This window comes from Streptomyces sp. NPDC005483 (genome assembly GCF_040606035.1).
In the GTDB taxonomy this organism is placed as follows: domain Bacteria; phylum Actinomycetota; class Actinomycetes; order Streptomycetales; family Streptomycetaceae; genus Streptomyces.
This window is the reverse complement of the sequence record NZ_JBEXEA010000047.1, coordinates 1-13566: the sequence shown is the minus strand read 5'-3', so window position 1 is coordinate 13566 and position 13566 is coordinate 1. Positions and strand designations below refer to the sequence as shown.

Below are 13566 nucleotides of genomic sequence, written 5' to 3'. Positions count from 1 at the left end.
GTCGGCGGGCGCCGCGTCAGGCCCTCGCCGGTTCCAGCAGTTCGCAGTCCTCGCTCCCGGCCCCCGCCAGCGCGGCCCGCAGGCCGGCCGGGGGCGCGGTCGTCCTGCGGGCCGCGAGGTCGATCCAGGTGCCGAGGGTCCGTACGACGGCGGCTTCCTTCCCGTCCTTCCGGACGAAGATGTGCTCGAAGCGCCACCGTGCCCCGTCCGTGCTCAGCCCAACGACCCGGGAGACGACGGTGACCACCTCGAGAGGAAGAACCTCGCGCAGGTAGCGCACCTCCTCGCCGAGCGCCACGGCGCCGATCCCGGCCTTGAGGAGGTCCCGTGGTGTCCACCCGGACGCCACCAGAAACGCGAGACGGGCCGTGGACGCGTACTCAAGGTACCTGGTGTTGCGGAGGTGGCCGTTGAGGTCGAGGTCGTCCCAGCGGACCTCGAAGGACTTCGTCAACTCGTCCGGCATGTCGGCAGATCAGCCTCTCCGTGCCATGGCGCTCGGCCGGTGGTCGTTCCCTGCGTACACGAGTCGGGACGGGCGAAAGGTTCATTCCGAAAGCATCCGGAAGGTGTGCGTGTCATGTCGCGTATGAGCAGTCACACGTGCCCCGGACGTTGCCCCGTCCTCGCGAACAGGGCAGAGTGTGCCGAATGCCGGATCATGGCGGCGCGCGGCGGCCGAGTACCGGAACGGCACCATCCGCGCAGAGTTACGGAAGGACAGCACGTGAACCCGACCTCGTTCCGCGGGTTCGCGGTGGCCTCGGCCACCGCGGTCACCGCCGTCGGAAGCGTCGTGGGCGTCGCCTCGGGCAGCAGCGCCCAGCCGAACGAGACCGCCGCCCCGCCACGTCGACGCTCCTCGCGGCCGTACCCGTCGGCCTGCAGGTGGAGGAACAGACCGCGTCGCTGACGCGGCAGGCAGCCGTCCAGGCCGTCGCGGCCGACACGAGCGCCAGGAAGGACGCCCAGGAGGCCGCCCGCAGGACGGCAGCCAGAACCGCGGCCGAGAAGAAGCAGGCCGCCGAGAAGGCCGAGCGGCAGGCCCGCGAGCGTGCCGAGGCCAAGGCCAAGGCCAAGGCCAAGGCCGCCCAGGGCATCTCGGGTCTGACGGCGTCCGGTACCTACTCCGTCGCGCAGATCCAGTCGATGGCCCGGCAGTTGGTGCCATCCGGCCAGTTCCAGTGCTTCAGCAACATCGTGAACCACGAGTCGAGCTGGAACTACCGCGCCGTCAACACCTCTTCCGGGGCCTACGGCCTCTTCCAGGCGCTGCCCGGCTCCAAGATGGCGTCCGTCGGCGCCGACTGGCGGACCAACCCCGCCACCCAGATCAAGTGGGGGCTCGGCTACATGAACTCCAGTTACGGCAGCCCCTGGGGGCGTGGGAGTTCTGGCAGGCCAACCACTGGTACTGAGGTGAGGCAGCCGGACCGCGAGGGCCGTCGGCCGTGAACTTCGCGCGGAGTCGCGCTCGTCGTAGGTAACGGGGGTTTGTCGGCGCCCTGCTCAGGGCGCCGACGCCGCGACAGCCACGGATCCGCTTTGTGACCGGGGCGTCTTCACTCCGGGCTTCCTCGGAGCGATGGTGCGCGGGTCGACCGCCTCGCCCGGAGCACCTTCCCGGTACAGGCCGTCGGGCAGGCTGTCCCGGTCGTGCGACAGCAGGAAGAAGACCCGGCGTTTGTACAGGCCGCTGTCGGGGTCCGGGGACGCGTTCTCGTCCAGCAGGGCGTACCCGACCATGCGACCGTCGCGCGCGTAGGGCGGCTTGGTGTTGCGCCGTCTGGTCTTGTCCAGTGCCTGACGTACGTAATCGAGCCCTTCGAGGGTCTCCAGCCACACCACCTCGGCCTCGTGGATGAGGTCGCTCTCGGTCAACAGCGAACTCATGGCTGCAGCCTCTCCTTCGTCGGCGTACTCCCCCGCCATGAGACATGGCGCGGGGTCTGTCCGTGTCGTTCCGGTCCGCTCATCGCCGGGTCGCGGACCGTTCTGCGAGGACCACCGCGGACGGGGATCTCCCTCCATCGTAGAACGCACGACGACGGCGGAGTAGGCCACGTGGTGGACAGGGCGGGGACAGGACGGCCGTCACGGGCGCTCCAGCAGGGCGATGCCCGGATAGTACTTGCGGCCGTTCGACTTGATCATGTCGGTCGGCGAGGCCACTCCGACCTCCTGGCGGACCCGATTGGCAAAGGCCCGGGGCGACGCCGGACGGATGCCCTCGCCGCGTGGCACCAGGAGCTGTACTCCGAGTACAGCAGCCCCTGCTCCACCTTCAGGTCCTTGCCGCCCTCGCCACCACGCGTGCAGCACTCGGCCAGGAACCGCCCAATGTGGTCCTCCGTCGTGGCGTACGCGGTGGTGGCGATCCTGACCCGGTCCGGGCCCTCCAGGGGATCCCTGGTCCGCAGATGGCGTCGCGCGCCCTCGATCAGCCAGTGGAGGATGCCCGGACCCTCGTCGCGGACCAGTTCGAAGGCCAGGTTGTCGATCCTGCGGTGGGCCGGGACCGTGCGCGTGAAGGGCAGCAGCCGGATGCGCCGCCAGAAGGCGAAGCCACCCGTGGAGACCTCGGGGCGGTGGTTGCCCAGCAGCCACAGGTGGTGGGTCGGAGTGAACGAGAAGTAGTCCTGCCGCATGCGCCGGGCCTTGATCTTGTCACCGCCCGTCAGCAGCCGTACCCGCGCCTCGTCGAACTTGTCGTTCAGTTTCAGCTCGCTGCACACGATCAGCCGTCGCCCATCATCTAGTGCGACGTCCACTGCGACGACCTCCCCTCGCCGGGTGAAGTCCCGCCCCCCTGACCGAGGGCGACGACAGGGACTCCGGTCAGGTCGGTGGTTCGCTGAGACAGAAGCCCGAGCGACTCGGTTCGTTGAGAAAACGACTTGATTGAGTGAGACAGGACAGATCCCTCTTCTCAGGGTGGCGGTGGATCCGTGAACCTGACGGACCAATTACGCCGTAATAGGTGCTGAGTGGGGTCGTGGGGGTCTGTCCCGACGAAAGATGAGCTAACTAACGAGTCGATACACCAGATGATCTAGCACGTTAGTAAGGTAGCGCCATGAGTATGCCAGCCACCTCCAACGACCGAGCCAAGGTCGTGTCCAAGCTGCCGGGATGGCTCCGGCAGAACCTCAAAGTCAGAACTGCCCAACTCGGCATCGAGATTCAGACCGCCGTCGCGCAGGGCATCACCGCGTGGATCGACCTGGCCTCCACCACGGCTTCCGTCGACACCGCCGGAGCCGAATCCTTCTCCACCTTCCTGCCGCAAGGCCAGTGGGAGGAGTTCCGGAGGATCGCGGAGGATCGGCGGGTGTCCCTCACGCAGGGACTGGCCCAGTCCGTTCAGCTCTGGCTGGACACGAACCCCGCGCCCGACGTCCAGCGCCCCGAGATCACCCGTCGTGTGGTCGTCTGCAACCAGAAGGGCGGCGTGGGCAAGACGGCCATCACCGCAGGTGTCGGTGAGGCGCTGGCGGAGGACCCCAACCGCCTGTTCCCGGTACGCGTTGCCAAGGCGCTAACCACGGCCCTGCGCGCAAGCGAGTCCGCGGACAACCTGTCGGACACCGCCCACGACCCGCTCGACATCGAGAAGCTCCCCGGCTACGGCCTCCGTGTGCTGCTGGTGGACTTCGACCCGCAGAGCCACCTCACCAACCAACTCGGTGCCGCTCCCCTGGCGATGAACGGTGACAGTCTCACCAACCACATGGCCGGCGATCCGAAGGGCGACCTTCGCGACCTGATCGTCCCCGTCGACGAAGAGAACTTCGGAGGGCGGCTGCACCTGCTGCCTTCCTGCCACGACGCCTTTCTCCTGGACGTCCGGCTCTCCGCGGTACGCGCCCGCGAGGCGGCTCTCGAACGAGCGCTGCTTCCCCTCGAAGCCGATTACGACGTCATCATCGTCGACTGCCCGCCCAGCCTCGGCCTCAGCATGGACGCCGCCGCCTACTACGGCCGCCGCCGCGAGGGCGAGGGTCCCGGTCAGTCGGGAGCACTCATCGTCGTCCAGGCCGAGGACAGTTCCGCCGACGCCTACGACCTGCTGACGAACCAGATGGAGGACCTTCGCACCGACCTGGCGCTCGACATCGACTACCTGGGCATCGTCGTCAACCTCTATGACAGTCGGCGCGGCTACATCGCCACATCGTCTCTCCAGGGATGGGTCGACATAAAGGATCCCAAGGTCGTGGGTCTCATCAGCGACCTCAAGGAACAGAAGGAAGCCGTCCGCATGAAGCAGCCGTTGCTCAGCTACGCGCCCTCGTCGCAGCAGGCTGTCGCGATGCGCGCGCTGGCCCGGGAGATCTCATGAGCAAGGCCGACCAGCTGGGCAGTGGACGCTTCGGAGGAGGTGCCCGTCCCGTCAGTGCGCGGCGCGCCGCCATCGGAGCCGCCACCGGTGTCCCCACCGAGGGCGTGGCGCCTCCGAGCCGCCTGCCGGTCGTGCGGATCAGCCCCAACCCCGACAACCCCCGCACCAGTCTGAGCGACCTCACCGAACTCGTCGGCAGCCTCAGGGAGCACGGTCAGAAGCAGGCCATCACGGTCATGAACCGTGATGCCTACATCAAGGCCAACCCCTCACGCGCCGAAGACCTGGAGCCCGACACCACCCATGTCGTCGTCGACGGCAGCAGCCGCCTGGCAGCAGCCCGGGAAGCGGGCCTCACTCATCTGAACGTCATGGTCGACGACGAGCAGGGGAGTGACAGCGAGGCCATCCTCGAATCGGCGCTCGTCGCCAACATCCACCGCAACGACCTCGACCCCCTGGACGAGGCCCGTGCACTGCAACGCCTTCTCGCGCTTTACGGCTCACAGGTCAAGCTCGCCAAGCGCCTGAACAAATCGCAGGGTTGGGTCTCGCAGCGGCTCGCCCTGCTCAACCTGACCCCCGAACTCCAGGACGCAGTCGGCGACGAACCCGTTGAACTGCTGCGCTCGGTCGCCAAGGCCCCCCAGGAACGCCAGCAAGCGGTCCTGGAGGAACTCAAGGCCGAGCGGGCCCGCAAGGAAGCCGAGCGCAGGCTGCCTACCAGCCCCCAGCCTGCCGTGAGGGCTGAGGATCCGCAGCTCTCCTCACTCGCCGAGGAGCCGGAACAGGAGGAGACCACCGAGGAACCCGCCCCTCCGAAAGCGAAGCAGCATGCGACGCCGCCGGCTTCAAGCCCGAGTCGGGGTGTTCCGCCGACCCGGTCCGCTCTCGACGAGCAGGCCACGCCGACCACACCCCCCGCTCTGGCCGCCCCGGCGCGCCCCGTGGAGGAACCGGCCGAGCGCATGGTCAAGATTCCCACCAGCAGCCGACTTCCCTACGACGACGGCACCTTCATCGCCATGCACCTCATCCGGAAGATGAGCGAGACCGAGTTCGACAAGATGCTCGACGTCCTCACCAAGCACTACCACCAACGCGTGGGACGGCGTACGAGCGCGCACTGATGACGACGTGACTGTGGCCGGCACAAGACTTCCTTGTGCCGGCCACAGTCACGTCGGGCGAAAAAGCGAATGGCGTGGCTGGTCCTGGTGGGTGGCTGAGCGAGGCACACGCGCGCCCCGGTGCCCTGGTGCCGGTCCGTCGTGGCTGACTTTCGGCGGTGCGGGTCAGAGAGGGCGGCAGGGGAGAGGAACAGGGGAAAGGGCCGGGGAGAGGGGCGTCGTGCGGTGGGGGAGGAGTCCGGGGGAGAGCCGGAGTACGGCCTGTTGGACATTGACGTGACGTACATGTCTCCGACGCCGAAAAAGCCCGCTCGACCAGGCCGGGCAACTGTCCCCGGAGGCAAACGAAACGTCCTGTGGGCGGACTTGATTGACGTGTTGCTCATTTACGTTGGGTTCATGAGGGACGGCTCGAGGGCCGTCCCAGGGGAACACTGCGGCCATGACCCATGCACGGAGGTCCTGTTGGGAGTAGTACGCAGACTGGTCGATGCCGACACCGGCGAGCCGGTTCCCTACGCGTTCTACGCCTTTTCCGGTCGGTACACCCAGGTGGACAAGGCCAGGGTCGAGGCCATCACGGAGTCCAAGTCGTTCACGCCCAGCCAGAAGTTCCTCGTCCTCTGGTGGTCCGTGGTCGTATCGAAAACTACAACCTGTACCGCATCAGCCCGTACATCGCTTTTCACGGAACGGGCTTGGAACAGCGTGAAGCGGTAAAAGCATGTAATCCGCCGGACATCCCGGGCTTCGACGAGAACACCCCAGCACGGTGGGAGGCAAAGTGACCAGTGACATCAAACAGCAGAACCTCAAGTTGCTGGAGGCCACGGCTGGGATGACCGCCAACCAGCGGCTCGTCGTCATGCTTTACGCACTGCACCCGACAGAGCGCTCGGGCGCGGTGCTGGAGACGGCCGCTCAGCTCGCCCAACTGGTCGGTATGGCGCCCCCGGTCTTCTCCCGGACGCGGCAAGCAGGTCATCGAGCTGGGGTGGCTTGAGGAGACCGAAAAGATCGGTCACATCAAGTACTACCGGCTGACCCCCGGCCGACTGGGGGAGCGGGTCGTCGTCCCGCTGCGGCGGGCGACTTGAGCCACAACCTCTCTCACCGGACGGACCCCTCAGGCGTAGCAGATGTACGTCACGTCAATGAGGGGCGTTCCGTGGGACGCCACGACTGACGCCCGGGCAAGGGCACACATCGCCCGGGCGGGATCATTTAGCCGATATCGGCACGGTGTTCGATCTGTTCGATTCTTCGCTCAGAACGATTTTCCCGAGAGCCGGCTTCTCGGGGCCGCGCGGAATTCCGGCTCCTGGCGCTCTCTCCGCTTTCGCTGAGGCCCGCCCTGCGTTGTCGGCCCGCCGTCTCGCGCGCCACTTCGTACGCACGCGGATATGAGCATACGTGCTCAGTAAGTCCATGCCAAGATATGTGTGCCTGGCAACGATGCTCAGGTATCTTCGTCATGTTTCTACAGCCCTCTCCGATGCTGAGAAACGTTGCAGCTCGACGACGAAAGGCCGGACATGGCAAGCAGCCCACTCGCCGACCAGGTGGCTGAACTCCTCGACAAGACGGGCCCACTGGCTGTGGTGCAGGCCGGTGACCCCGTACTCCGGCAGCGAGCGGCCCCCTACGACGGACAGTTCGGCGACGATCTGCTGGCCCGACTGATCCTCCGCATGCGCGAGACGATGGAGGGCATCAAAGGCGCGGTCGGACTCGCGGCGCCCCAGGTCGGACTCCCGCTCGGGCTCGCGGTGCTGGCCACCCCCGAGGCGCTTGCCGACAGGCTGATCCAGGCCGGTCAGCAGCCCGTACCTTTCACCGTGCTGGTCAATCCGTCGTACCGGGCCGTGGGCCGAGGGCGGGTGGGGAGCTACGAGGGATGTCTGAGCGTGTCCGGCTGGCAGGCCGTGGTGGCACGTCCGGACCGCATCAGGCTGACCCGCCAGGACGAGACCGGGCGGCATCTGGTGGAGGAGTACGCGGGGATCGGGGCGCGCATCGTGCAGCACGAGACCGACCACTTGAGCGGAACGCTCTACCTCGACAGCGCCGAGCTGCGGTCCTTCTCCACCACCGAACAGGTGGTGCGGCGATGGGGTGCCGCGGGGCCCGCGGCCGCCGCCGAACAACTCGGGTTCTCGCTGCCGTAGGGGAGGCGGGTGTGTCCGGGCCGAGGCACCCCCGCACACTCAACACATCACCGGCTTGACGGGTGACGAAGGTGGCTGCCATGATTACGTCACCACCTCAACCGGTGATGGCACGCAAGTGCCGGTCGGGAGGTGTCGAAACCTTTCTTGACCCGGACCCAGATGCGGAGCACCAGCCATGGCAGTCAGCTACACCGCCGTTGTCGACGTCGACGGAGAGGGCTGCAACGGCGGTCACGTCAATTCGTCCGACGGTCTGCTGCAGACCAGCCTCGCGATCCCCAAGGAGCTGGGCGGCGCGGGCGGCGCGACCAACCCCGAGCAGCTCCTGGCGGCCGGGTGGGCGGCCTGCTTCCTCGGCGCCCTGCGCCGTGCCGCGGCCGAGCGCAAGGTCCGGCTGACGAGCACCACCATCACGGCGGAGATCACCCTCACCCACGGCGACGACGGGGAGTTCTCCCTCTCCGCGATCCTCAACCCCGTCCTCGGCGGTGTCGACCAGGCCACCGCCCAGCAGCTCGCCGAGGCCGCGCACCAGATCTGCCCGTACTCCAAGGCCACGCGCGGCAACGTCCCCGTCACCATCAACGCTGCCGCGGCCTGATCCCCCCTGAACGCGGGTCCCGCATCTCTCCAAGCCCCCCGGATGCGGGACCCGCTGCCTTCTTTGGCCCGCACCGCCGACGGACAGCGAGGACAGCACATGACCGTCAGGCGACACGCACATCGCGCCCGTGACGGCTGGGCCTCCGGCCGTACCGCCGTGGCCGACGAGCGGCCCGCCCGGGAGATCCCGCGGGCCATCACGGACGCCGAGGGGCCGGCCCGGCCCACCGGCCTCCAGGTCTGGAACTGGGCGCAGAGCGCGGTGCTCGGGGGATACGGCCCGTCCGCGTCGAGCTTCCTCTGACGGACGGGCCGCATCGGCCCGGGCGGCACGGATCATCCGCCGGTACTGCGTGGACGCGTCAGCGGCGGCCGTGGTGGGCGAGGGCCGACTTGACGGCGCCCGCCATCGCGCTCTCGCCCGTGGCGTTGGGGTGCACCGGCGCCGCCGGGGTCTCCGGCGCGAACGTCTCGATCCAGCGCTCGCCGGTCGGCTTGCACAGGTCGTGGCCGACGGTCGGCGCATACGTGTTCACGTACTGCGCCCTGCCGTGCCACGCCTGATGGGCCAGCATCGCGTTCAGCTCCTTCTCCTTGTCGCGGAGCCAGGCGAAGTCGCCCATGGCCAGCGGCACGGTCTTGCTGGTGCAGCCGACACCGTCGTCCGGGAAGAGGTCGGGGTAGCCGACCACCATGACCCGGGCGTGCGGCGCACGGCGGTGGAGGTGCCTTCATGATCCACGTCGGTGGGCACGGCGGCCGACGGGGCCGAACTGGTCGCCCTGCTGCGGGAGTTGTGCGCCCGTGCTGAGCGATCTGGTGGAAACAAGCCCTTACTCGGTCGGGGAGACGCACACGGATGCGGTGGACCCGGCCCTGCGGGACGGCACACGCCGGTTGCCCGCGCGACGGGCCTGACCGACCCCGATGCATTTCTACGCGCTGAAGGCCTGAGCCGAGCCGCCGTGACCGCGCGTCCGTTCCGTGGCGTGCATGTCGGACCGACCGTCAAGTGACTGATGCGCGCGGTATGTCCGCAAGCGCAGGCTGACGACAGCCGACACCTCCGGCGAGCCCCTCGGCACCGGCCCCGCCGCCCCGCGGGACCGGTGCCGGTACGTCCGAGACGAGGAAGAGGACCTGGCGTGACACCGGTCGAGCAGCAGCGTTCCCTGAAGAGCAGCAACCCGATACTCGCCCGGCCGCAGTTCGGGCGACGCGGCGGACAGAAGACGGCGGCCCGGGATCCCCGGGCCGGGATCGCCGTCGCGCAGAGCCGGCTCGGAAAGGCCCAGGAACAGGACCTCGACAGGGACCCGCCGTATGCGGACGGCTCCGCGCCCCTTCCCTTCTCCGTCGGTGACCTGATGACGATGGACGACGTCCTGGCCAGGACACTGGCGGGGCTCGCGGTGACGGCCCTCGCGGCAGTCCTGTCCTGGACGCTGCTGCCGTACTCCCCCTTCGGCGCGCCCGTCGCCTACGGCATCGCCGCCGGGGCCGGACTCGCCGCCGCCGCACTGGTGGTGGTCCAGTGCCGCAGTCAGGTGCCGTCCCCGGCGCGGACGCTGGCGTTCGCCGGGTTCCAGGGTGTGTTCCTCGGCGTGCTCTCCGCCACTGTCTCCGGCCACCTCTCACCCGGTGTCCTCGTCCAGCCCGTGCTGGCCACGATGGCGACCTCCGCCGGAGTCCTCCTCGCCCACAAACTGCACTGGATGCGGGTGCACCGCCGCTTTTACGGCTTCACCGGCGGCGCGCTCCTCGGCACGTGTCTCCTCGCGCTGGCGGACTGGACCCTGTTCCCCGTCACCGGCTGGGACGTCCTGGGCCTGCGTCCCTTCGGCCTGGGGGTCTTCACGGGCCTGGTGGGCGTCGTGCTGGCCGCCTCCTTCCTGTCCCTGCACTTCAGGAAGATCGAGGAGGCCATCACCCACGGCGCGCCCGGGAGCCGGTCCTGGCTCGCCGCGTTCGGGCTCACGCTGACCCTGTCATGGCTGTACGTGGAGGCCGTACGGCTGCTCACCCTGTTCCCCGGTGAGGACTACTACTGAGCGGGCGGTGCTTCCCGTGGGTCGCCCGACGGGCACAGCCCACGCAGGAGCACGTCGAGGAGCCGTGCCGACCGGGCGCGCTCCTCGTCGTCCGCTCCGACCCGCCACAGCGGGCCGAGGAGCAGGAGCACGTCCTCGGCCGTCGTCCCCGGCACGATGGTCCCGGCCGCCTCGTTGGCCGCCACGAGGGCCGTGAGCGCGTCCAGCAGCGGCTGGTACGCCTGTCGGCACTGCTGGGTCAGTACGTCGCCCGCCGTGCTCATGGCACCCGCGAACTCCGGGGTGCAGCCGCCGACGTCCAGGAGGCGCTTCAGCCACGCCCGCAGCGCGACCGGCGGGCACAGGGCGTCGAGGAGCACGGGCACGGCGCCCGCCAGTTCCTCCACCTCCTCCCAGTACACCTCGAGCACCAGGGCCTCCCGGGTGGGGAAGTGGCGGTAGATGGTGCCCTGGCCCACGCCGGCTCTGCGTGCGATGGACTTGAGCGAGGTGTCACCGGCAGCGGCGAGCGTCTCCGCCGCCGCTTCGAGGATGCGCAGCCGGTTGTGGCGTGCGTCCGATCTCATCGATGCTCCGGTCTCTCTCCGGTCGTGGTGCCACACAGCGCGTTGTACCGCGCCGGGCAAGGGTTGGAGTGTCATACATGTCGCCATCTCCGAGTGGGGCACACATGTGACACGTATTCTGAGTGAAACCTACACCCGCACGCTGTCCGAACGGGTGGGGCACCGACATCTCGTCCGCAAGGAAGCAGAAGGCCGTCGACTCCCATGCCGCATGAGCGCCTCACCGCACTGTCCGCCGCCCTGACCGAGGACCTCGACCGGGGCGCCTGGGTCCCGGGGCCGCTGGAGCGCACGCTCGCGGCCCGCCTGCTGGTGGCCTGCGCCGGGGACGGCGAGTTCACCCCGGTCCGGCTGCGCGAGATCCTCTGGGAGGGCAGTGTCGCCCTGCCGCACGCCGGTGGCGGCAGGCTCGCCCGTCTCCTCGCCGCACTCCACGAGGCGACGGCACACCCCGGGCCTGACAGCGGCGTCGAACTGGCAAGCGCGGAAAGGCTGTTGGAAAGGGTGGCGCAGGAACCGGAACCCGCTCCGCACCCCGGGGAGGGATGACGGGGCGGTCCGCCCTTGGTTGCACGGCCGGGCGAGGCTGCCGTCGTGCCGTCCCGTCCGGTGACGTGGTCAGCGTTCATGGGGACGGCGAGGCGCCGGGACGGTCCGCGGGGAGCCCGGTCCTGTCGGTCGGCCGACGGAGTCGGTGGGGGAGGGCGCGGGGCGGGGTCGGCGGTGGAGGTCGCGGAGGAACTCGGTGAGGATCTCCAGCGTCCGTTCCGGTTCCTCGAAGGTCGCCGCGTGCCCGCCCTTGACCGCGGCCAACCGTGCGCCGGGTATCCCCTCGGCGAGTTCCACCGAGTGCTCCGGGGCCACCAACTGGTCACCCGTGGCCGCGACTACCAGGGTGGGAGCGGTGACGGCGGCGAGATCGCCGCGCAGGTCGGTGTTCAGGGCCAAGGAGATCTGCTGGGAGACACCGGGGGCCGACCCCGCCAGCCGGGCGGTCAGCAGCCGGGCCGTCTGGGCCGTGTGCGCGGCGAGGTAGGCCCGGGAGAAGGACAGTGAGGCAAGAAAGGTGTTCAGCTCGCTCTCGCCGCGGAGCTGCACCGACGCCCACATCTCCAGACCGAGCCACAGGGTGGTGCGGGGCCGGGCGAATCCGCAGAGGGTGAACAGGCCGCGCACCGAACGGGGATGGCGGGCCGCGACCGCGACGGCGACGGCCGCGCCCAGCGAGGTCCCGGCGATCACGAACTCCGTCAGCCCGGCCTCGCGCGCGGTGGCCACCACCTGGTCGGCCACGGCACCCACCCGCAGCGGGCCGACGGGCAAGGGACTGCGAACCGAGCCGGGGAGGTCGATCGGCACGACCGTGTGCTCGGCCGCCAGGTCCGCAAGCAACAGATCCCAGGTGTCCGCCGCGGTGCCCCCGATCCCGGCCAACAGGACCAGACCGGGTCCGCCGCCCCGGACGTCGTACGCGAGCATGCCCACCTCTTCCCACTTCCCCAGGAGCACGAGCTTCCCCGGGACGACGAGCCTCCCTAGGACCACGAGGGAGGAGGGCCCGCGGGTTCAGCCGGCCGGAGCCTATCGGGATGTGTGCCGCCCCGAGTCCGGTTCCGTCTGCCTCGCGGTCCAGGAGGTGAGGATGCGCAGGGCGTCGTGGGAGGGGCTGCCGGGTTCGGCGGTGAGGACCATCAGGCGTTGCCCTGAGCCGTCGCCTCCGGACCAGGTGTCGCAGTCGAGGGTGAGGTCGCCGACCAGGGGGTGGCGGTAGTTCTTGGTGCCGTGGGTGGCGCTGTTGACGTGCTGCTGGGCCCACCAGGTCCGGAAGTCGGCGTCCTGGATGGTCAGGTCGCCGACCAGGCGGGCGAGCTCCGGGTCGTCGGAGTCGGCGCCCGCCTCCATCCGCAGGGCGGCCACCGCGTCCCGGGCATCGTGGGCCCACTCCTTGTGCAGCCCCCGGATCGCGGGGTCGGTGAACATGAGGCGCAGGTAGTTGCGCTGGTGGGCCGGGACGGCGGCGAAGTCGGTGTAGAGGGCGGTGGCGGTGGGGTTCCAGGCGAGGATGTCGAGGCGTTTGCCGAGGACGAGGGCGGGGGTGTGGGTGAGTTGGTCGAGGAGGCGGCGCATGGCGGGTCGTAGGCGTTGGGGTTGTCTGCGGCGGCGGGGTCGGTCGTCGGTGCGTCCGGCGAGTTGGTAGAGGTAGTGCTGTTGGTCGTCGTCGAGGTGGAGGGCTTGGGCGAGGGTGGTGAGGACGGGGGTGGAGGCGCGGACGCGTCCTTGTTCGAGGCGGGTGTAGTAGTCGACGCTGATGGCGGCGAGTGCGGCGACTTCTTCGCGGCGCAGTCCCGTGACCCGGCGGGCGGAGCCCGTTGCGGGCAGGCCGCATTCCTGGGGGTCCAGTTGTGCCCGGCGGGCCCGCAGAAAGGCACCGAGGGCATGCGGGTCGGGATGTGAGCTCATGTCGTCGATTCTCCTGCGGATCACACACATGGGCGATGTGTGACGGGATCGGGAAACGGCCGAGGGCGGCGGGACCGTTGATCGGTCCCGCCGCCCTGTGGGGGTGTCAGTGGGTGGTGGCGCGGGCGGCGCGCTCGATCACGTCGGTCACCAGGCGGGGGTGGGAGACGGCGACGGAGTGGGAGGCGGCGACCTCGGTGGTGTGGGCGTGGGCGCGCTTGGCCATGAAGCGCTGCACGGCCG

Annotated in this window: 12 protein-coding genes and 6 pseudogenes; 10 read left to right on the top strand and 8 right to left on the bottom strand. The window is 69.3% G+C overall.

Annotated elements, in window-relative coordinates; translation table 11 throughout:
• Positions 1-16 precede the first annotated feature (16 nt).
• On the bottom strand, positions 17-466 hold the full coding sequence (locus ABZT06_RS44625) for a thioesterase family protein (RefSeq protein ID WP_355754276.1): 450 nt from the start codon (positions 464-466) through the stop codon (positions 17-19).
• Positions 467-757: 291 nt separating this feature from the next.
• On the opposite strand from ABZT06_RS44625, the pseudogene ABZT06_RS44620 reads away from it, so the two are divergent.
• Positions 758-1418: pseudogene (locus ABZT06_RS44620) on the top strand (transglycosylase SLT domain-containing protein).
• 91 nt (positions 1419-1509) lie between these two features.
• Here the strand turns inward: ABZT06_RS44620 and ABZT06_RS44615 are convergent.
• Together ABZT06_RS44615 and ABZT06_RS44610 are read right to left on the bottom strand one after the other, a co-directional pair.
• Positions 1510-1893, bottom strand: coding sequence for a DUF6009 family protein (locus tag ABZT06_RS44615; RefSeq protein ID WP_355754273.1), 384 nt, complete (start codon positions 1891-1893; stop codon positions 1510-1512).
• 201 nt (positions 1894-2094) lie between these two features.
• Positions 2095-2750, bottom strand: a pseudogene (locus ABZT06_RS44610) (phage/plasmid primase, P4 family); the annotation flags it as partial.
• Positions 2751-3076: 326 nt separating this feature from the next.
• Here ABZT06_RS44610 and ABZT06_RS44605 point away from each other — a divergent pair.
• From ABZT06_RS44605 to ABZT06_RS44575, 7 genes and pseudogenes are all read left to right on the top strand, one after another.
• On the top strand, positions 3077-4342 hold the full coding sequence (locus ABZT06_RS44605) for a ParA family protein (protein WP_355754270.1): 1266 nt from the start codon (positions 3077-3079) through the stop codon (positions 4340-4342).
• Positions 4339-5472 carry a ParB/RepB/Spo0J family partition protein gene (locus ABZT06_RS44600; RefSeq protein ID WP_355754268.1) on the top strand — a complete coding sequence of 378 codons (1134 nt, stop codon included), beginning with the start codon at positions 4339-4341 and terminating at the stop codon, positions 5470-5472. The genes ABZT06_RS44605 and ABZT06_RS44600 overlap by 4 nt, the downstream gene beginning before the upstream one ends.
• A gap of 465 nt (positions 5473-5937) precedes the next feature.
• Positions 5938-6260: pseudogene (locus ABZT06_RS44595) on the top strand (MarR family transcriptional regulator).
• Positions 6257-6569 (top strand): annotated as a pseudogene (locus ABZT06_RS44590) (replication initiation protein, RepL2). The pseudogenes ABZT06_RS44595 and ABZT06_RS44590 overlap by 4 nt, the downstream one beginning before the upstream one ends.
• 438 nt (positions 6570-7007) lie before the next feature.
• Positions 7008-7640, top strand: coding sequence for a peptide deformylase (locus tag ABZT06_RS44585; protein WP_355754266.1), 633 nt, complete (start codon positions 7008-7010; stop codon positions 7638-7640).
• 178 nt (positions 7641-7818) lie between these two features.
• The gene (locus ABZT06_RS44580; RefSeq protein WP_355754263.1) at positions 7819-8244 is read left to right on the top strand and encodes an organic hydroperoxide resistance protein; all 426 of its coding nucleotides are present in this window, start codon (positions 7819-7821) and stop codon (positions 8242-8244) included.
• Positions 8245-8343: 99 nt separating this feature from the next.
• Complete coding sequence (locus ABZT06_RS44575) at positions 8344-8550, top strand: hypothetical protein (RefSeq protein ID WP_355754260.1); 207 nt, start codon at positions 8344-8346, stop codon at positions 8548-8550.
• Between the two features lie 58 nt (positions 8551-8608).
• Here the strand turns inward: ABZT06_RS44575 and ABZT06_RS44570 are convergent.
• Positions 8609-8971, bottom strand: a pseudogene (locus ABZT06_RS44570) (SGNH/GDSL hydrolase family protein); the annotation flags it as partial.
• Between the two features lie 420 nt (positions 8972-9391).
• Here ABZT06_RS44570 and ABZT06_RS44565 point away from each other — a divergent pair.
• Entirely contained in the window at positions 9392-10297 is a 906-nt protein-coding gene (locus ABZT06_RS44565) for a Bax inhibitor-1/YccA family protein (RefSeq protein ID WP_355754259.1), read from the top strand.
• Here ABZT06_RS44565 and ABZT06_RS44560 read toward each other — a convergent pair.
• Positions 10291-10863: a helix-turn-helix domain-containing protein gene (locus ABZT06_RS44560; RefSeq protein WP_355754257.1), complete on the bottom strand. Its 573-nt coding sequence runs from the start codon at positions 10861-10863 to the stop codon at positions 10291-10293. The genes ABZT06_RS44565 and ABZT06_RS44560 overlap by 7 nt on opposite strands.
• Positions 10864-11067: 204 nt before the next feature.
• On the opposite strand from ABZT06_RS44560, the gene ABZT06_RS44555 reads away from it, so the two are divergent.
• Positions 11068-11412, top strand: coding sequence for a hypothetical protein (locus ABZT06_RS44555; protein ID WP_355754255.1), 345 nt, complete (start codon positions 11068-11070; stop codon positions 11410-11412).
• Between the two features lie 69 nt (positions 11413-11481).
• Here ABZT06_RS44555 and ABZT06_RS44550 read toward each other — a convergent pair whose 3' ends face one another.
• From ABZT06_RS44550 to ABZT06_RS44540, 3 genes and pseudogenes are all read right to left on the bottom strand, one after another.
• On the bottom strand, positions 11482-12342 hold the full coding sequence (locus ABZT06_RS44550) for an alpha/beta fold hydrolase (protein WP_355754253.1): 861 nt from the start codon (positions 12340-12342) through the stop codon (positions 11482-11484).
• A 102-nt stretch (positions 12343-12444) separates the two neighbouring features.
• Complete coding sequence (locus ABZT06_RS44545; RefSeq protein ID WP_355754251.1) at positions 12445-13323, bottom strand: helix-turn-helix transcriptional regulator; 879 nt, start codon at positions 13321-13323, stop codon at positions 12445-12447.
• A gap of 106 nt (positions 13324-13429) precedes the next feature.
• Positions 13430-13566 (bottom strand): annotated as a pseudogene (locus tag ABZT06_RS44540) (alpha/beta hydrolase); the annotation flags it as partial.